A 19,551-nucleotide genomic window follows, 5' to 3' on the forward strand; every position below is an offset into this window, starting at 1 on the left:
CCACTACTCTTTATTTAATTATTCGCGACCTGGTAATTTTTTCCATGTCACGGTATCACGTAAATACACAGGACTAGCTACTTCTGCGCTAACACTTTCACCACGAGCAAAAGCAAATTTCGCTAGGTGTACCATGTCTTGTGAATCAGGATATAACACCGAGCCCTGCTGCATTTCAAAAGGCAGCTTACCTAGAGTATCAACATACACTTCCCAAGCTGTACCCGCTGTTAACCAAATTCCTGATTCGGTCTGAACAGATTCAACTAGAGCCTCAGGTACAATCACCTGCTCTGCACCGATAATTTGCCAGTCACCATCTGTTTTACGCTGATACTGACCCCAATAGATTTCGCCCATACGAGCATCAATAGCAGATAATACATTGTCAGCTTGATGGACACGGAAAGTACCTTGCGCCATTGCAGCTAATGTTGACACGCCCACCATAGGTAAATCGGCACCAAACGCTAAACCTTGCGCAATACCAATGCCGATACGAACACCAGTAAAGCTACCAGGGCCTTGGCCGTAAGCCAATGCATCGAGTTGGTTTAGCTTGATACCGGCTTCAGCCAGAACAGTATCTACCATAGGCAAAATTTTTGTTGTGTGCTCACGTGGCGCATATTCACAACGAGAGATAACTTCGTCACCCATTAATAGGGCAACAGAACAATTTTCAGTTGCAGTATCAACTGCCAAAATTTTGGTGCTCATTCAAGCCTCTGAATGTTGGTTGTCATCTTCAATAACGTTATTGTTATTAATAGTAGACAAAAAGTCACTAACCCCTTCAACACTACGTGTACGAGGGATAGGTGGTAAACTTCGTAAAAATACAGCGCCATAATGCCTTGTTACTAATCGGTTATCACAAATGATCAATGCGCCTTTGTCTTTAGTATCACGGATCAAACGCCCAACACCCTGCTTTAAAGTGATCACCGCATCAGGTACTTGGACATCGGCAAAAGGATCACCACCACGCATACGACAATCTTCAATACGTGCTTTTAATAATGGATCATCTGGTGCTGTAAACGGTAATTTATCAATGATAACACAGCTAAGGGCTTGCCCTCTAACATCAATCCCTTCCCAGAACGCCCCCGTTGCCACTAATAATGCATTACCATGAGCCAAATACTCATTAAGTAGCTTTTGTTTCGTTGTTTCACCTTGCGCTAACACGGGTAAACTCAGCTTCTCACGAAACCCTTCTGCAAGATCGCGTACCATTTGATGTGAAGTACACAAGAAGAAACAACGACCATTATTCGCTTCAATCACAGGCGCCAACATCTCAACCAATTTGTTAGCGAGACCATAACTATTAGGCTCTGGCAAATGGCGAGGTACACATAATAGCGCTTGCTCGCTGTAATCAAACGGACTTTCAAGCGAGAATTGTTGCTTTGGCTCTAACCCTAAGCGATGACTAAAGTGGGTGAAATTCTCATCAACTGCTAAGGTTGCTGAAGTGAAGATCCATGCCCCTTTTTGCTCAGCCATTTGCTCTTTAAATTTATCTGCAACAGAGAGCGGCGTGATATTTAAACTAAACTGGCGCGGTGTACATTCATACCAATAGGAATAGCCTGTAATTGCAGTATCTGATACTCGTTTTAGTTTGGCTTTTAGCGTTGCTGCACGTTCAAAGGCAGTATCTAATAACTGGCTTCGACCTAACGCCAGCTTAAGTACATCGTAGGTAAGATCTAATGCATCTGATAATCGAGTTAATTCCCGTTGAACAGCGGGTGTTTGCGATGCTTCTCGCCAATTTCCTCGAAACCCGGGATCACCTAAAATAATCCGCATTTCAAACGCAGCTTGCTGTAACCTGTCTGCCGTTTTTTGCAGTTGGCGCATATCACGTGCTTCTGTGCGATAACCAATATCAATATCTTTCGCGAGTTCAATTAATTGTCGACTGGTTAGGCTCTGACCAAAGTACTGACTGGCAATATCAGGCATTTGGTGGGCTTCATCAAAGATAAATACTTCAGCTTCAGGAATTAATTCACCAAAGCCGTTTTCTTTAATGGCTAAATCTGCCAAGAATAAATGGTGATTAACAACAACTACATCAGCTTCCATTGCTTTGCGGCGAGCCTTAACGACAAAACAATCATCATACGAGGGGCACTCACGGCCTAAGCAGTTATCATTGGTCGAGGTAATTAATGGGATGACAGGGCTATCTTCTGCAACATCTTCACATTCACCAAAATCGCCGCTTTTCGATGATGAGGACCATTGTCGAATTTTAACCAACTGTGTTAACAACGTAGGATCAGATTCCACATCATGGCTTTCTATCACTTGGCGATTCAAACGATCCACACACAGATAATTTGCTCGCCCTTTCAGCAATGCGACACGCCCCGTAAAGCCAATCGCATCAGCCATTAATGGCAAATCACGGTGAAATAATTGCTCTTGAAGGTTTTTAGAGCCTGTACTAATAATGGTTTTTTTGCCACTCAATAGTGCTGGGATAACATAAGCAAATGTTTTTCCTGTCCCCGTTCCCGCTTCAACCACCAGCTGAGATTCACTCTTGATCGCATCAGCCACTGCATTAGCCATATCAATTTGAGGTTGGCGAGCCTGAAAACCAGGGATGGCTTTATCTAATGCGCCACCAGAGGCAAAAAACTTCGTTATCATTTATTTCGCACTATTGGTTATATATACAGTATTCATTATGCCAATTATCCTAGTACTCGACTAGTCTTCTATCCATCGATTACAAAAATTAACGGCATCACTTTCTTATTAATAACATCACCTAACAAATAAATACTTTGACCATAAGGTTAAATCTAGGTAATAGTTAATTAAGATCTTTGTAACACGCAATGTATTATATGCGTGAATCGCAGTCAGGAAACGACATGGAAAAGAAAACACTCCTCACGGAATGCCCAGATGAAATGGGACTAATCGCCAAAATTACCAACATTTGTCATAAGCACCAACTAAATATTATCAACAATAAGGAATATGTTGATAATACGCATAATCAATTTTTCATGCGTACTGAGCTTGAAGGCTATTTTAATGATACAACCTTTCTCGCAGATATTGATCATGCTTTACCCAAAGGTAGCAAACGCCGTTTAATCAGTTCTGATCGCAAAAAAATCGTCATCATGGTGACAAAAGAAGCGCACTGTTTAGGTGATATTCTAGTTAAAGCCTTCGATGGATCATTAGATATCGACATTGCTGCGGTTGTCGGTAATTACGACACCCTACAAGGGCTAACGGAAAAATTTGATATTCCATTCCATCATGTTTGCCATGAAGGATTAAGCCGTGAAGAGCACGAACAAAAACTATTAGAGGCGGTACAACAGTATCAACCAAATTACGTAGTACTGGCGAAATATATGCGTATTTTAACGCCTAATTTTGTCGCACAATTCCCTAATAAAATCATCAATATTCATCACAGTTTCTTACCTGCATTTATTGGCGCCAAGCCTTACCAACAAGCATTTGAACGTGGTGTAAAAATCATTGGTGCAACCGCACACTTTGTAACTAACGATCTTGATGAAGGGCCAATCATTACCCAAAACGTCATCCCTGTTGATCATAGTTTCAGTGCAGTTGAAATGGCAAAGTCTGGTCGTGATGTAGAAAAATCTGTACTCAGTAAAGCATTAGGCCTTGCGGTAGACGATCGTATTTTTGTCTATGGTAACCGGACGGTTATTTTATAATCAGGAAAAGACACTATTAACCAAGCGAGCGTAGTAATCTTTGGGGATTACTACGCTTTTTATTATTCGTATTTACAGCAACTAGGCTTGTTCACTTTCTAATACTGCTTTTAATGAGTGTCCATGTAATTTAATACATACCCCATCACGTTTAAACGCAAAAGTAGGATTAGCTAAACGCTCATCTTCACCTGATGGTGAACTGGCTTTTACTTTAATCCCCTTCGCATCTAACCCATCCCAATCTAATTGTGGTAATTTTTCTAGTAAATCTGCTTTTAATTCTTCAATCGTTTTGGCACTGGATGGCACCACAAACTCAATATGCTCCCACCCCTGTTGCGGATATACTTTATCACTCGGATAAGGCAACTCTAACGCTTCAATTTTCCAACCATCTACAGCTAATGGCTGTTCAAACCCAATAATCACAATGGGACGACCATTGATCATATTGTTAGACCACTCTTCACCGTAACTCAGCCATGCCAAATGTAACTGATGCGCCACGTCTTGATCATTGACACGTAATGCGATGTGATCGGCTTGGTATCCAGCGAGTGAGATCCCTAAATCATCAATCAATGTATTAATCGCTTTCATAAACTCAGGTAACTGCGCAAGCATCTGCGTTGGATGAAGATTATATTGTTCAAGCTTGTGCATAGATTTATCCCATTATTGACAGCTATAACTATAATTAGACGGAGTGAATAATTATCCATTTTTCGTGATTTAATGAAACATGAATTTAACGCACTCTCTTTTCAATACAATAGCGTGTTACACATTATTTACCCATAACAAAAAAAGTTTAAAAAAAAACGTAAACAATAGGTTTTTCCAGTTGCCAAAGTACCTCCATCTGTGGGTATTATTAGGACAATACCTACTGCGTATTCAAGACTTCGGTGCATATTTAGATATTCGCGACCCCGTCAAAAATACTCACGTTAAACACTTGATTTATTTATGTTGTCATTTTGTTTTATTTCGTGATTATTTTTGACGGTGATCTTGTGATACGTAGACATTTTTGCCTTTTATTAATAATTGGCGTTACAAATGATTTAAGGATCAGCGTGTGAACATTCAAGCACTTATTAACGATAAAGTATCTCAGGCTTTAGAAGCCGCTGGCGCACCTGCAGGCAGCCCAGCCGCAGTTCGCCAATCAGCTAAAGCGCAGTTTGGTGATTACCAAGCGAACGGTGTTATGGGCGTAGCAAAGAAGCTAGGTACTAATCCACGCGAATTCGCACAAAAAGTTATCGACTGCTTAGAGCTAGATGGTATTGCTGAGAAAGTTGAAATTGCAGGCCCAGGCTTTATCAACATTTTCCTAAACAAAGCATGGTTAGCTGAGCGTGGCGAAGAAGCACTAAAAGATGAGCGTCTAGCCGTTAATACTGAAACAGCACAAAATATTGTTGTTGACTACTCTGCACCAAACGTTGCAAAAGAAATGCACGTAGGCCACTTACGTTCAACTATCATCGGTGATGCTGTTGTACGTACACTTGAATTCTTAGGCCACAATGTTATCCGAGCGAACCACCTTGGTGACTGGGGTACGCAATTCGGTATGCTTATCGCTAACATGCAGCGTAAAGAGCAAGAAGGTACTGATGTTTCTATGGACATCAGCGATCTTGAAGGTTTCTACCGTGAATCTAAAGTACTTTATGATGAAGACGAAGAATTCGGTAAAACAGCACGTAACTTTGTTGTTCGTCTACAAAGCGGTGATGAGTACTGCCTTGAGAAATGGAAGCAACTTGTTGCCATTACACTTAAGCAAAACCAACGCAACTACGATCGTCTAAGCGTGTCACTGACTGATGACAACGTAATGGGTGAATCTATGTACAACGACATGCTACCTGGCGTTGTTGCAGATCTTAAAGAAAAAGGTCTAGCTGTAGAAAGTGATGGCGCAATTGTTGTTTACCTAGACGAATACAAAAACAAAGACGGCGAGCCTATGGGTGTGATCATCCAGAAGCGTGATGGCGGTTACCTATACACAACCACTGATATCGCTTGTGCTAAATACCGTTACGAGCAACTTCATGCTGATCGCGTACTTTACTTCATCGACTCACGTCAGCACCAACACCTAATGATGGCTTGGGAAATCGTACGTAAAGCGGGCTATGTGCCAGAGAGTGTATCTCTTGAGCACCACGCATTTGGTATGATGCTAGGTAAAGATGGTCGTCCATTTAAGACTCGTGCTGGCGGTACTGTTCGTCTTGCTGATCTTCTGGATGAAGCTGTTGAGCGTGCTAACAAGCTAATTGAAGAAAAGAACCCAGAACTAAGTGCTGAAGAAAAAGCAAACATTGCACAAACTGTTGCAATGGCTGCGGTTAAGTACTCTGATCTTTCTAAGCACCGTACGACAGATTACATCTTCGACTGGGACAACATGCTAGCATTCGAAGGTAACACTGCACCATACATGCAGTACGCATACACACGTGTAGCATCTATCTTTAAGCGCGCGAATGTTGAGCTTGCAGATCTTACTCACCCAATCGTTATCACTGACGAAAAAGAGCAAGTACTGCTATCTAAACTTCTTCAATTTGAAGAAGCGGTACAATCTGTAGCACGTGAAGGTCAACCACACTTAATGTGTACTTACCTATTCGAACTTGCAGGTATGTTCTCTAGCTTCTACGAAGCATGTCCAATTCTTAATGCTGAAGAAGATGTTAAGCAAAGCCGCTTGAAGCTTGCATTGCTAACATCAAAAACTATCAAGCAAGGTCTAGACCTACTTGGTATCGAAACACTAGAGCGTATGTAATCTACATCCCTCTTAATATTAAAAAGCCTTCCATTTGGAAGGCTTTTTATTTTCTGTTTATCGCACTCTGAAATATGTTTAGAAATTAGGCTCTGTAAATTAAAACATAACCAAAGATTCAATAGTTAGATCTCTTTATTGACCAAATCGCTGACCGCCTTGGTTCAACCACATCAATTCACCTTGCGTAGAAAGTCGTCCCAGCACCGCATTGCGATATGGAAAACGTCCAAATTGCTTAATCACGTCATAATGGCTTCTCGCATAATTATAAAAGCCATCAAATAGTTCACGATTATTCAAAGAAGTAGATTCTCTTAAATGTTGAAAGCGAAACACACTCTCTTCTTGATCTTCCAAATCTTCTGCATGTTCTAACGGTAAATAGAAAAATACGCGTTCAATTGGCGATAAATCTACATCTTGATTCAATGCTAAACCACGTTTACACAATGCTAAGGCTAATGAGTCATAACGAAATGCCGCACTCAAGCCACGGTAGATGTTGCGGCTAAATTGATCGAGTAAAATAATCAGAGCCAAGCGACCATGGGCCGATTCACACCAATGATTTAACTCCCCTTTGCCAGCCTTACTCACCCAAGATTGAAAGTGGGTTTTAATGTAAGCATCAATCTCTTCACCACCTAGAAACCAAAGCGCATGTTTATTTTCTTTGGTTACTTCACCCTCTAACTCGCCAAACCAATAATCGAGTATAAACTGATATTCGCTTGCCATAAGTTGCCTCACAATAATTAGAACTCTTAACCAAATGTTAGAGAATACGTTAAGGATAATACCAATCGTTTTAAATTAGGCATACTATGATAAATAATGCTCTGGCTTGTGAGCCATAATGTACTGTGAAGGAATAATTACATGCGTTTCACTCTTCATCCTCGCCTACAATCTGATACCACTGTACTCGGTGATTTTCCGCTTTCTCGTGTTTTATTATCTAAAGAAGCGCTGGGGCCATGGATTATCTTAGTCCCTCGTGTTGACGAGTTACGTGAGATCCACCACCTACCTGAACAAGACCAATACCAACTAATGCGTGAATCAAGTGCCGTAGCCACATTATTAGAAAACGACTATCAAGCAGAAAAGATTAACGTTGGTGCATTAGGTAATCTTGTGCCTCAGCTTCATTTACACCACATTGCACGCTTTAGTCATGATATAGCATGGCCTGGACCAATTTGGGGAAATACAGATGGTACTCAACGCAGTGAAGCTCTACAAGCAGCACTCGCTGATGAGCTTCGCGAAGAGTTAAGTCAGGTTAAAGGCTTTACAGCAATCTCTAATTAGCATTAAAAAAGGCAGCTTAATTAAGCTGCCTTTTGATTTTATTGCCTTCTATCGCATTACCGTTATCGATAATTCGTTAACGGATAAACAACGGTACCAAATCTCTTTCGCTGGTTGGCAACAGTCTGAACTTTCACAGCCAACCAATTCTTTTCCAACCGAACCTTTACGAATCCATACATCAAGCATTGCTTCTACACCATCTTCAGACATCCCAAAGTGATCAGAAAGTTGCTTGCGACTCACACGTCCATGTTGTTCAATATATTGTTTTAGCTGCTGTAAGATCATTCGACTAATAACCCTTCAATTTCAATATTTTTTTGCTTTTTACCTTCTCGTTTCAATAACAAGAAGAGACCACCATTAATCAAGATAAAGAATGCTATCCAGAATGCACTAGTTGCAGGGTGATCAACAAAGTGAGCAATTTGGTAGAACCATGTTGCAAATGAGTAAGCAAGTAACATTGTCCAACCAGCAATAAACCACGCAAACTTCTGACCAAACTCTCGAACATATGCTCCCATTGCCGCAGCACATGGCGTATACAGCAGAATAAAGATCAAATAAGACATTGCCGCAGCACCACTCACAAAGTGCGCTTGAATATTACCAAAGACAGATTGATTCACACCCTGTTCTTCGGCAACGGCCGTTTTATCTTCCAAATTACCTACTTCAATGCCTAATGGATCACTAAAGCTTAACGCTGCTAAATTATCACCAATTGACTCGACAGCTTCTTTTAGGCTCCCAACCAAATTGTATTCTTCATGACTGTCATCAGTAGCGGGTGCGTATAAACTGTTTAGTGTACCTACGACTGCTTCTTTAGCAAAAATACCGGTAATAATACCAACCGTTGCTGGCCAATTATCAGCTTTTACACCAATAGGTTCTAATACTGGCGTTACAACTTGTGCGGCTTTTGAAAGTACAGATTTAGACGTATCTTCATTGCCAAATGAGCCATCAGTACCTAACGAGTTAAAGAAACTTAATACAGCAACCACTACAACAATTGTTTTACCAGCACCAAAAACAAAGCGCTTTAGTTTTTGCCATGTTTTTATCACTACATTTCGAATTGTTGGTAACTCGTAGTTTGGCATTTCCATAATGAAGCTATCGCTTGACCCAGGGTATAAGGTCGAACGTAGGATCAAACCAGTCATAACAGCTGCGGCAATACCTAACAGATATAATGAAAATACAACGTTCTGCCCATTTTCGGGGAAGAATGCTGCTGCAAATAATGCATATACAGGTAAACGTGCACCACATGACATAAAGGGTGCCATTGCTGCAGCTAACTTACGCTCACGTTCTTGTTCAAGAGTACGTGTTGCCATAATAGCAGGTACGTTACAACCAAAGCCAAGTACAAGAGGGACAAAGGCTTTACCGGGTAGACCGACCTTTTGCATGACTTTATCAAGTACGAATGCAGCACGCGCCATATAGCCTGAACTTTCTAGCACAGCAAGGAACAGGTATAAACAAGCGATCACGGGAATAAAGGTTGCAACCGTTTGGATACCACCGCCAATACCATTGGCTATAATCGTGACTAACCAAACAGGTAAATGATCATCTAATAAATGATGTCCACCATCGACCAATAGTGCGCCAAAGCTGATATCAAAAAAGTCGATAAATGCACTACCGATATTTATAGCAAACATAAACATCACGTACATTACGAAGAAAAAGAATGGAATACCAACCACGCGGTTTAATAAAATACGGTCAATCTTATCGGTTAAGCTATTACTTAAACGACCTTCTTGACGGCGTACTTTTTGGCATAACTGATGTAGAAAAGTATAACGCACATCAGCGACTTGAATATCAGGGTCAACAGTCTCTAATAAACGGCTACGAGCACTACATGCTGTAATTTTATGTTCATCTGACAGCGTATTAATAACGAGAGTATCATTCTCTAATACACGTATAGATTGAGCGCGTGTATTGAGTTTCTCATTCGTTTTAAATAAAGGTTTAAGCTCTGTAACAACTTGTTCAAAGTCTTTGCCATAATCTAATTCAAACTCATTAACGACAACACCTTGTGTCAGCATCTTATGTAGCTTGGTTTTAAATTCAGCAATACGCTCCATATTATTAGCAGATAACGCTAATACAGGGCATCCTAATGCTTTTTCTAACGCTTTAATATCAAGTAACTGACGCTGACGCTTCAATACATCCATCTTGTTAAGCACAACCACCATCGGGCGGCCTAACTCACGAAGTTGAAGTGTCATATATAAACTACGCTCTAGACTCGATGCGTCAACAACGTTAATGATAACGTCAGCAGGCGTAGTTAAAATTGCACGTGACGCGATTGCTTCATCAAGGCTATTCGCATCGTTTGCACTATCAAGGTTATAAATACCAGGTAGATCTGTCAGCGAAAAATCATCACCATTGTGTTGGTAACGACCTGTTTTTTTCTCAACCGTTACACCAGCCCAGTTACCGACTTGCTGTTTAGCGCCGGTTAAGCCATTAAACAACGTTGTTTTACCACTGTTCGGGTTACCAACAGTAAGAATATTATATTGCATTACAGTGCCTCAACCTCGATGTTTTCTGCAATTTGCTTACGTAAAGCGATATCAACACCACGTACACGCACTTGAAGCGGATCACCTAACGGCGCCACACGAACAACGGTAATTTCTGTACGAGGTAGTAACCCCATAACCATCAACTTTTTTCGCGTCGCTGAGGGTAACGCAGACATATTAATGACGGTCCCACAGTTTCCGCATGACATCTCTGACAGCTTCATAGTAAATCGTTACCTTAATAAGAATTATTAGCATTTCTGGTTTGAATTTTACATATTGATACATTTCATGTCTTGTCATAAATCAAAAAAACATTTGTTTTTTGACATTATATTGCTTAAAAGCGACATTAAATTGCCAAAAAAGAACAGAAATACAAACACTTAATTCCTCATAGGGATAATTTGTCAATTTTTAGTTAATTTTAAAAAAGTTTTTGATTAGTTAAATTCAGTGAGAAAAACCATAAAAAAAAAGCGCACGATATGTGCGCTTTTTTTACGATTAAACAACTTAGCTCGATATTACATCGTTAAACTTATTTTTATAAAAGCTAACTTGTTTCATGAAATTTTTACGTTCTTTACCATAGAGTGGATCGGCTTGTGGCAAGGATACTTTCATTGCGTCAACAGGACGACCATTTTTTATCAATTCAAAATGTAAGTGTGGACCTGTTGAGCGTCCGGTATTACCACTTTTAGCAATACGTTGTCCCATTTTAACTTTATCGCCCACCTTCACTTCACGTTTACTTAGGTGTAAATAACGTGTCATGTATTCTCGGCCATGCTTAACGACAATATAGTTACCTGCTAATGGATGGTAACGTGATTTTACAACGACACCATCACCTGCCGCCAAAACAGATGTACCAATCGGAACCGCAAAATCGGTACCGTTATGTGGGGATCGACGTCCAGTAACTGGGTGTAAACGATTTGGGTTAAAAGATGAGCTGATACGGTAACGTTTCGATGTGGGAATACGTCTAAATGCTCGGTTTAAACTGTGGCCACTACTGTCATAGAACTGATCATCATCACCTCTAATGATAAAGGTTGAATTCTTACCATTCGCTGATTTGTAGTAAAAAGCATTAACATCACCTTTACCCACAGCCTTACCATCAATAAATTCTCGATCAATACCTACAGCAAAACGATCCCCTTTACGTGCTTCACGCCCAAGGTTAAATTTCCATTGTAAGGCTTTAACTAATGTTTGGATCTGAGTCGGTGTTAGGCCAGCTGCTCGAGCTGAATTATAAAAACTGCCATTTACACGACCGATGAGAGTAACGGGTTTCATCTCACCTTTTTTAACTATCTTTTTATATACATAACCTTTTTTCGATAGTGTAAAGGCATCCGTCTCTTTTTTACTGCGGATAATTTTAAGTTCTGTTAATTTTCCATCATCATCAACTTCCCACTCCAGTGTTTGTCCAACACGCAAATTCTGTACTGACTTATTAGCATCAATTAAGCGGTACATATCTGAAATAGGCAAACCATACTGTGAAAAGATAATCCCTAACGTTTCACCCGATGCCACTCGATGTTTGTGCTCAACTTCAGCTTTTGCATCATCAAGTTGTTGCTCTATTTCATCTTTTGGCGCTTGGAATTCAGGATCATTTTGATCGAGAGACACACCTAAGGGCTCACTATCTTGTTCAGATAATAAATCCAATTTAGATGGCAATGTGACATCAACACGCTTGTTAACGCTTGATGATGGGAAAGTTACTTGTGGTTTTGATGGCTGCCACATTATGGCAGCCATCATAAGCACAGAGGTGGAAACTAACGCAATTTTGTGCTGACGCGGCAGCTCTTTAATAGAAGTTGCTGCCGCTTGATATAATTTCATTTTCTATTTTAAACACTTGGTAAAGCTCTGTCCGAGTTCCTTAATAAAACGGACGTATCCTCCCTTACCCACTTCGACATTTGTCGCCATTGGATCAAGGGTTCCTATGTTTACCTCTGTGCCTTTAGTTACACTATCAACAACTGCCGGTGAAAACTGCGGCTCACTGAATACACAATAAGCTTGCTTATCTTTTAATGATTCACGAATCGCGATCAGAGTTTTAGCACCTGGCTTACGGTCAGGTTCAACAGTAAAATGCCCTAAGTTATTCAGACCAAATTGATGTTCGAAATACCCATAGCCATCATGAAAAACAAAATAACCTTTATTTGAAACAGGTTTTAGTTCCGCATTAAGTTCACTGACAGCTTGATTAACTTCAGTGGTAAACGCTGAAAGATTATCGAGATAAACAGTTTTATGCAATGGATCATGTTTAATCAATGCTTCCGTGATCACATTTGCGGCTTCAATTGTCTGTTTTGGCCCCATCCAGAAATGCGGATTGAGTCCAGAATGGTTATGGTGATGTCCAGCATGGTCATCATGAGCGTCGTGACCAGCATGATCGCCATGGTCATCGTGAGCATCGTGACCGTCATGATCGCCATGGTCATCGTGATCGTCGTGACCAGCATGATCGCCATGGCCGTCGTGATCGTCGTGACCAGCATGATCGCCATGGCCATCGTGATCGTCGTGACCAGCATGATCGCCATGGTCATCACTCGGTTTAGCGCCATAATTTAGAAAATCGATACCAGCTTGTTTTGTCAAAGCGAAGCTATTTGGGTTTGTAGCCATAAGTTTTGTTAAAAAAGTTTCTAGTTGAGGCCCTACCCAAATCACAAGATCAGCATCATTCAATTTTTTTACATCTGATGGACGTAATGCATAATCGTGTGGAGAAGCTCCTGGTGGTAAGATTGCATCTGACGTTGCTGCACCTTGAACTAACTCACTTACAATAAGATTTAATGGTTTAATGGTTGTAACAACTTTAAAGTCGTCTGCCATTGCAGAACCTGATAAAGCCAGAGCTGCTGCACAAAACAATGATGATATACGCTGCATTATTTTATTATCCTAAAAAATAAGTGTTGCACTTTTATACTGCTAATTATTTATATGATATAACAGTATATTCCCTAACAAACATGATAATGTTATAATATAACACATCAAAAATGTTATATTATAACATTACCTTTTATTTCTAAAGCCTATTAAGACAACTTCCTTTATGTCAACCCTAATCGAACTACAATCAGTCACTGTCTCATTTGGTGAACGTGATGTTTTGGATAATATTACGCTCAAGCTAGAACGCGGTGAAATTACCACCTTAATTGGTCCTAATGGTGCGGGTAAATCAACCTTAGTAAAAGTCATAACAGGACTGAGCAAAGCCACAAAAGGAAAAGTGGTTCGTAAAAAAGGAATTCGTATTGGTTATGTACCTCAAAAGCTACGCCTAAATAATACCCTGCCTCTTTCTGTCGATCGTTTTATGCGTCTTGCTGGACGTTATAATCAAGAACAACGTATCGAAGCTTTAAACATGGTTAATGGTAGCCACCTACTTAACAGTGATATGCATGGGCTATCTGGCGGTGAGATGCAACGTGTCTTACTTGCGCGCGCCTTATTGCAAAAACCCGATTTACTGGTACTTGATGAGCCAGTACAGGGGGTTGATGTAAACGGCCAATTAGAACTTTATCGCCTGATCCAACAATTACGTGATTTACTTAACTGTGCCATCTTGATGGTTTCTCACGACTTACACCTTGTAATGGCGAAAACTGATAATGTGATTTGTTTGCAACATCACATCTGTTGCTCTGGTAGTCCACTAACTGTGACGAGCCACCCTAAATACATTGCATTATTCGGCCAGACATCGACAGAGCAGCTTGCTGTCTATGAACATAAACATAACCACCAGCATGACGATTCAAATAAAACTCATAAATGCTGTAATAACCATAAGGAATCAAAAGCATGATTGAGTTTCTTCTACCTGCACTGATCGCAGGTATTGGTATTGCAATTCTCGCCGGTCCATTGGGCTCATTTGTAGTTTGGCGAAAAATGGCCTATTTCGGTGATACATTATCCCATGCCTCTCTACTCGGTATTGCTCTCGGTTTTCTCTTTAATATCAACTTAAATCTGGCGTTGGTTATCTGTTGTTTAGTGCTTGCCGTTGTACTTGTTACGCTACAAAAACAACGTTATGTGGCCACAGATACTTTACTGGGTATCTTAGCCCATAGCGCTTTATCGCTAGGTCTGGTTGCAGTGAGCTTCCTAGACAATGTCCGTATCGATTTAATGTCATATCTATTTGGTGATTTATTGGCTGTAACCACTAACGATCTATTATGGATATATTGCGGTGGTGCTGTCGTTTTAGCTTTATTGATTTATCTATGGCGACCACTACTTTCGATGACTATTAGTGAAGAAATGGCTCAAGTAGAAGGCGTGAATGTCGATTTAATGCGCCTATTACTAATGTTAATGGTAGGTATGGTAATCGCTGTTGCGATGAAATTTGTTGGTGCATTGATCATTACATCATTACTTATCATTCCTGCCGCGACCGCTCGACGTTTTTCACACAGTCCAGAATCAATGGCAGTATTTGCGTCAATTATTGGCGCGATAGCTGTGGTTCTTGGTCTTGCAATGTCATGGCATTACGACACACCAGCAGGCCCTTCTGTTGTTGTATCTGCCGCTGCAATGTTTATGCTTAGCCAACTTAAACGAACTGCGCGTTAACCTTATCTTCATTAATTGGGTAGCTGACAATATTATTTAAATATAAATTTCACAATAATAGACAAATTCTGTCACTACCCATTCTTACTATCTTTCCTGTTCAACTTATTAAATAAATAATAAACACAGGAAAGCAAAGCAATGAGTAAGGAAACGTTCGATCCTACCCGCTATAACACCAGTAATAACAAAGCATTTGAAGATGTACTTCAAGCTAACTTGCAACGCCGAAGCATCCTAAAGGGTGGCTTAGGTATGAGTGCAATGTCAGCTCTTGGTGCATTAGGTCTTGCTGGTTGTAACTCTTCAGGTTCAACTGAAGCAACGTCTAAGGTAGCAGATCGTTCTCAAGCTGTTTTAAATTTCGATTCTATCCCTGGTTCGTTAACTGATGCCGTATCAATTCCTTCAGGCTACACCGCACAAGTATTAGTCCCTTGGGGTACACCATTAAATGCGACTGCAAAAGCATGGAAAAATGATGGTACAAATAACAGTACTGATCAGTTAAATGCATTAGGTATGCACCATGACGGCATGCACTTTTTTCCATTAAACGAACAATCTACTGATGGATTACTTTGTATTAACCACGAGTACATTGATCAGCAAGCACTGCACTCAAACTGGGACAAAGATGCCGAAAGAGCAAAAGAAGTACGTACTGATATAGACGAAATCCGCAAAGAGATAAACGCTCATGGTATTTCTGTTGTTCGTATCCAACTTGAAAATAACCAATGGAAGTTAATCGACAGCGACCCACTTAACCGTCGCTACACCGGTGCAACTGTAATGGATTTATCTGGCCCTCTTGCACATTCAGAATTAACCGTCACTCGCTTCTCACCTGACGGTAGTCAAGCACGTGGAACACTCAACAACTGTGGTAACGGCTATACTCCGTGGGGAACTTACCTCACCTGTGAAGAAAACTGGCCTGGCTATTTTACTAACACTGGCACTCGCACTAAAGAGCAAGATCGTATTGGTATTTCGGGTACAGGTAAGTATTTACAAGGTCGCTATAAGTGGGAAACGTTAGCAGGCCACAATGAAGAACGTCTTGATGAATTTGCTCGTTTTAATTTGGCACCGACAGGTACTTCATCACTTGACGATTATCGAAATGAAGCCAATGGTCATGGCTATATTGTTGAAATTGATCCATATACAAAAAACTCTCGAGCTAAAAAACGTACCGCGTTAGGGCGTTTCCGCCACGAAGGCTGTACCTTTGGCAAACTAGAAGATGGCAAGCCTGTTGTGTTTTATTCAGGCCATGACTCACGCTTTGAGTACCTATACAAATTTGAGTCAGCAGCGCTATGGGATCCAGCTGATGCTTCACCTTCAAACCGCTTATTAACCGGTGATAAGTATATGGATGAAGGCACACTATATGTTGCTCGATTTAATGAAGACAGTACTGGAACGTGGCTACCATTAACCCTTGATAGCATCACAACTTCAGGTGACACACTGGCTTCACACTTCAATTCTTTGGCTGAGATCATCGTTAATACTGCAGGTGCAGCTGATTTGGTTGGAGCAACGCCGATGGATCGTCCTGAGTGGGCAGCGGTTGATCCATTTACGGGCTCTGTCTACCTCACTCTAACCAATAACACTAAACGCAAAGACACTACTAACCCTGCAAACCCTCGCTTAAATAATAAATTTGGTCATATCATTCGCTGGGATGAAGGTGAAAATCCAACGGATTTCAACTGGGATATTTTTGTTTTTGGTTCACCAAGTGATGGTGATGAAGAGACAAACCGCTCTGGTTTAACTGACCTCAATCAGTTTGCTAGCCCTGATGGTTTAGCATTCGATCAGCGTGGAATTATGTGGATCCAAACCGATAATGGTGCAGATGAAGTTAAAGAATATACCAATGATCAGATGCTTGCAGTAGTGCCATCTCAGTTACTAAATGCAGATGATAACCAAACAGTTATTGCTAGTTCAAATCAGGCTGAGCTAAAACGCTTCTTTGTTGGTCCAAATGGTTGTGAGGTCACAGGTTTTACCATTAGCCCTGACTACAAATCTCTATTTGTTAATATTCAACATCCGGGCAATTGGCCATATAGTGATAATGCCGCTGAAGCAGCACCTAGCGGTACAGAAGTTCGACCGCGTTCATCTACGGTAGTTATTCGCCGTGAAGATGGTGGTGAGATTGGTGTTTAACGCTCTGTATTACTAATCAATAAAAAAGCCCTGCAAATGCAGGGCTTTCATTTTCAATGGGTAGGTAGAGATTACCAGTTAGTTACTTCACGTAACGCCTTACCGATATCTGCTAGACTTTTTACTGTCTTAACACCTGCTTCTTCAAGTGCAGCAAATTTATCTTCAGCCGTTCCTTTACCGCCAGAGATAATAGCACCTGCGTGACCCATACGCTTACCAGGAGGCGCTGTAACACCCGCAATGTAAGAAACAACAGGTTTTGTCACGTTCTCTTTAATGTAAGCTGCCGCTTCTTCTTCAGCAGTACCACCGATTTCACCAATCATTACAATCGCTTCTGTCGCTGGATCTTTTTCAAACATCTCAAGGATATCAATGAAATTTGAACCTGGGATTGGATCACCACCGATACCTACACATGTAGATTGACCAAAGCCTTCATCTGTTGTTTGCTTAACCGCTTCGTAAGTCAATGTACCTGAACGCGATACGATACCTACTTTACCTGCCTTATGGATATGACCTGGCATGATACCAATCTTACACTCATCAGGTGTAATAACACCCGGACAGTTAGGACCAATCATACGAACGCCAGCTTCATCAAGGCGAACTTTAACATCTAGCATATCCAGTGTTGGAATGCCTTCTGTAATCGTTACGATAAGCTCGATACCAGCATCAATTGCTTCTAAGATTGCGTCTTTACAAAACGGCGCGGGTACATAGATAACTGTCGCTGTTGCACCAGTCACTTCAACTGCTTCACGTACCGTATTAAATACAGGTAAGCCTAAGTGTGTTGTTCCGCCTTTACCAGGAGAAACACCACCAACCATTTGTGTTCCGTACTCAATCGCTTGCTCTGAGTGGAATGTACCTTGTCCGCCAGTAAAACCCTGACAAATCACTTTCGTATCTTTATTAATTAAAACTGACATTATTTACCCTCCGCTGCAGCAACAACTTTTTCCGCCGCTTCTGTTAACGAAGTCGCAGCAATAATATTAAGACCACTATCTGCAAGTTTCGCCGCACCTACTTCTGCGTTGTTACCTTCAAGGCGAACAACAACTGGTACTTTAACGCCAACTTCTGCAATAGCGCCGATGATGCCATCAGCAATCAAATCACAACGTACAATACCACCGAAGATATTAACCAATACGGCTTTTACATTGCTATCAGAGAGGATAATTTTAAATGCTTCAGTAACACGCTCTTTCGTTGCACCGCCACCTACATCAAGGAAGTTAGCCGGCTGTCCACCATGCAGGTTAACGATATCCATCGTACCCATTGCAAGGCCTGCGCCATTGACCATACAGCCAATGTTTCCGTCGAGTGCAACGTAATTTAATTCCCACTGTGCAGCATGTGCTTCACGCTCATCTTCTTGAGATGGATCATGCATTTCACGTAGCTTAGGCTGGCGATACATTGCGTTAGAATCGATATTAATCTTACCGTCTAGGCACAATAGGTTATTATCACCCGTGATAACTAGTGGGTTAATTTCAAGCAATGCAAGATCATATTCAGCGAACATATTCGCTAAGCCCATAAAGATCTTAGTAAATTGTTTAATCTGATCGCCTTTCAGACCCAGTTTGAATGCCAGCTCACGTCCTTGGTATGGCTGAGGCCCAACCAATGGATCAATCGCTGCTTTATGAATAAGTTCAGGTGTCTCTTCTGCTACTTTTTCAATTTCCACACCACCTTCAGTTGATGCCATGAAAACGATACGACGAGAGCCACGATCAACCACTGCACCTAAGTACAACTCATTGGCAATATTAGATGCTTCTTCAACTAATATTTTTGTTACTGGCTGACCATTAGCATCTGTTTGATAAGTTACTAGATTTTTACCTAGCCAGTTTTGAGCAAACTGTTTAATACCATCTTTGGTTTCATGTAATTCCACACCGCCCGCTTTACCGCGACCACCAGCGTGAACCTGACATTTAACTACCCACTTACTACCACCAATTTTACCTGCCGCTTCTGCCGCCTGTTGTGGCGTATCGCAAGCGTAACCTTCTGGTACTGGTAAACCATATTCAGCGAATAGCTGTTTTGCCTGATATTCGTGCAAATTCATGATGTTCTATCCGTTTTCTTATCCCTTTGGGACTTGTTATATCCATACGAGGTACTCTTGGGAACCTCTTCGTGATTAGATTTGGCTATTTGACTTAATGTCAGTAACAGGCTGAATAAT

17 protein-coding genes are annotated in these 19,551 nt (G+C 41.0%); 6 read left to right on the forward strand and 11 right to left on the reverse strand.

Annotated elements, in window-relative coordinates:
• Positions 1-18 precede the first annotated feature (18 nt).
• On the reverse strand, positions 19-720 hold the full coding sequence (gene tsaB, locus BTO08_RS08205) for a tRNA (adenosine(37)-N6)-threonylcarbamoyltransferase complex dimerization subunit type 1 TsaB (protein ID WP_105060621.1): 702 nt from the start codon (positions 718-720) through the stop codon (positions 19-21).
• On the reverse strand, positions 721-2,676 hold the full coding sequence (locus BTO08_RS08210) for an ATP-dependent DNA helicase (RefSeq protein WP_105060622.1): 1,956 nt from the start codon (positions 2,674-2,676) through the stop codon (positions 721-723). It abuts the gene before it with no gap.
• Between the two features lie 227 nt (positions 2,677-2,903).
• Between BTO08_RS08210 and purU the strand changes: the two genes are divergently transcribed.
• On the forward strand, positions 2,904-3,737 hold the full coding sequence (purU, locus tag BTO08_RS08215) for a formyltetrahydrofolate deformylase (protein ID WP_105060623.1): 834 nt from the start codon (positions 2,904-2,906) through the stop codon (positions 3,735-3,737).
• Positions 3,738-3,818: 81 nt separating this feature from the next.
• Here purU and BTO08_RS08220 read toward each other — a convergent pair whose 3' ends face one another.
• Positions 3,819-4,403 carry a VOC family protein gene (locus BTO08_RS08220; RefSeq protein WP_105060624.1) on the reverse strand — a complete coding sequence of 195 codons (585 nt, stop codon included), beginning with the start codon at positions 4,401-4,403 and terminating at the stop codon, positions 3,819-3,821.
• 418 nt (positions 4,404-4,821) lie between these two features.
• Between BTO08_RS08220 and argS the strand changes: the two genes are divergently transcribed.
• Positions 4,822-6,552, forward strand: a complete 1,731-nt coding sequence (gene argS / locus BTO08_RS08225; protein WP_105060625.1) for an arginine--tRNA ligase — start codon at positions 4,822-4,824, stop codon at positions 6,550-6,552.
• A 135-nt stretch (positions 6,553-6,687) separates the two neighbouring features.
• Here the strand turns inward: argS and BTO08_RS08230 are convergent, their stop codons facing one another.
• Entirely contained in the window at positions 6,688-7,293 is a 606-nt protein-coding gene (locus tag BTO08_RS08230; protein ID WP_105060626.1) for a DUF924 family protein, read from the reverse strand.
• A gap of 141 nt (positions 7,294-7,434) precedes the next feature.
• Between BTO08_RS08230 and BTO08_RS08235 the strand changes: the two genes are divergently transcribed.
• Positions 7,435-7,869 (forward strand): HIT domain-containing protein, encoded by a 435-nt coding sequence (locus BTO08_RS08235; RefSeq protein ID WP_105060627.1) that lies wholly within the window; start codon positions 7,435-7,437, stop codon positions 7,867-7,869.
• Positions 7,870-7,917: 48 nt separating this feature from the next.
• Here the strand turns inward: BTO08_RS08235 and BTO08_RS08240 are convergent, their stop codons facing one another.
• The 5 genes from BTO08_RS08240 to BTO08_RS08260 form a co-directional block, all read right to left on the reverse strand.
• Positions 7,918-8,160 (reverse strand): FeoC-like transcriptional regulator, encoded by a 243-nt coding sequence (locus BTO08_RS08240; protein ID WP_105060628.1) that lies wholly within the window; start codon positions 8,158-8,160, stop codon positions 7,918-7,920.
• Positions 8,157-10,448, reverse strand: coding sequence for a Fe(2+) transporter permease subunit FeoB (gene feoB / locus BTO08_RS08245; protein ID WP_105060629.1), 2,292 nt, complete (start codon positions 10,446-10,448; stop codon positions 8,157-8,159). The genes BTO08_RS08240 and feoB overlap by 4 nt, the downstream gene beginning before the upstream one ends.
• On the reverse strand, positions 10,448-10,675 hold the full coding sequence (locus BTO08_RS08250; protein WP_105060630.1) for a FeoA family protein: 228 nt from the start codon (positions 10,673-10,675) through the stop codon (positions 10,448-10,450). Before BTO08_RS08250 ends, feoB begins: the two co-directional genes overlap by 1 nt.
• Positions 10,676-10,967: 292 nt before the next feature.
• Complete coding sequence (gene mepM / locus BTO08_RS08255; protein ID WP_105060631.1) at positions 10,968-12,329, reverse strand: murein DD-endopeptidase MepM; 1,362 nt, start codon at positions 12,327-12,329, stop codon at positions 10,968-10,970.
• Positions 12,330-12,332: 3 nt separating this feature from the next.
• Complete coding sequence (locus BTO08_RS08260; protein ID WP_105060632.1) at positions 12,333-13,406, reverse strand: zinc ABC transporter substrate-binding protein; 1,074 nt, start codon at positions 13,404-13,406, stop codon at positions 12,333-12,335.
• A gap of 169 nt (positions 13,407-13,575) precedes the next feature.
• Here BTO08_RS08260 and znuC point away from each other — a divergent pair, with 169 nt between their 5' ends.
• The 3 genes from znuC (at position 13,576) to BTO08_RS08275 (ending at position 17,321) form a co-directional block, all read left to right on the forward strand.
• The gene (gene znuC, locus BTO08_RS08265; protein WP_105060633.1) at positions 13,576-14,340 is read left to right on the forward strand and encodes a zinc ABC transporter ATP-binding protein ZnuC; all 765 of its coding nucleotides are present in this window, start codon (positions 13,576-13,578) and stop codon (positions 14,338-14,340) included.
• Positions 14,337-15,122 (forward strand): zinc ABC transporter permease subunit ZnuB, encoded by a 786-nt coding sequence (znuB, locus tag BTO08_RS08270; RefSeq protein WP_105060634.1) that lies wholly within the window; start codon positions 14,337-14,339, stop codon positions 15,120-15,122. Before znuC ends, znuB begins: the two co-directional genes overlap by 4 nt.
• A gap of 141 nt (positions 15,123-15,263) precedes the next feature.
• A complete protein-coding gene (locus BTO08_RS08275) occupies positions 15,264-17,321 on the forward strand; it encodes a PhoX family protein (RefSeq protein ID WP_105060635.1) in 2,058 nt (685 codons plus the stop codon).
• A 71-nt stretch (positions 17,322-17,392) separates the two neighbouring features.
• On the opposite strand, the gene sucD is transcribed toward BTO08_RS08275, so the two are convergent.
• On the reverse strand, positions 17,393-18,265 hold the full coding sequence (gene sucD / locus BTO08_RS08280) for a succinate--CoA ligase subunit alpha (protein ID WP_005370551.1): 873 nt from the start codon (positions 18,263-18,265) through the stop codon (positions 17,393-17,395).
• Positions 18,265-19,431 carry an ADP-forming succinate--CoA ligase subunit beta gene (sucC, locus tag BTO08_RS08285; RefSeq protein WP_005370549.1) on the reverse strand — a complete coding sequence of 389 codons (1,167 nt, stop codon included), beginning with the start codon at positions 19,429-19,431 and terminating at the stop codon, positions 18,265-18,267. The genes sucD and sucC overlap by 1 nt, the downstream gene beginning before the upstream one ends.
• Positions 19,432-19,551 lie beyond the last annotated feature (120 nt).

Origin of the sequence: Photobacterium angustum (assembly GCF_002954615.1) — a bacterium.
GTDB classification, from domain to species: domain Bacteria; phylum Pseudomonadota; class Gammaproteobacteria; order Enterobacterales; family Vibrionaceae; genus Photobacterium; species Photobacterium angustum_A.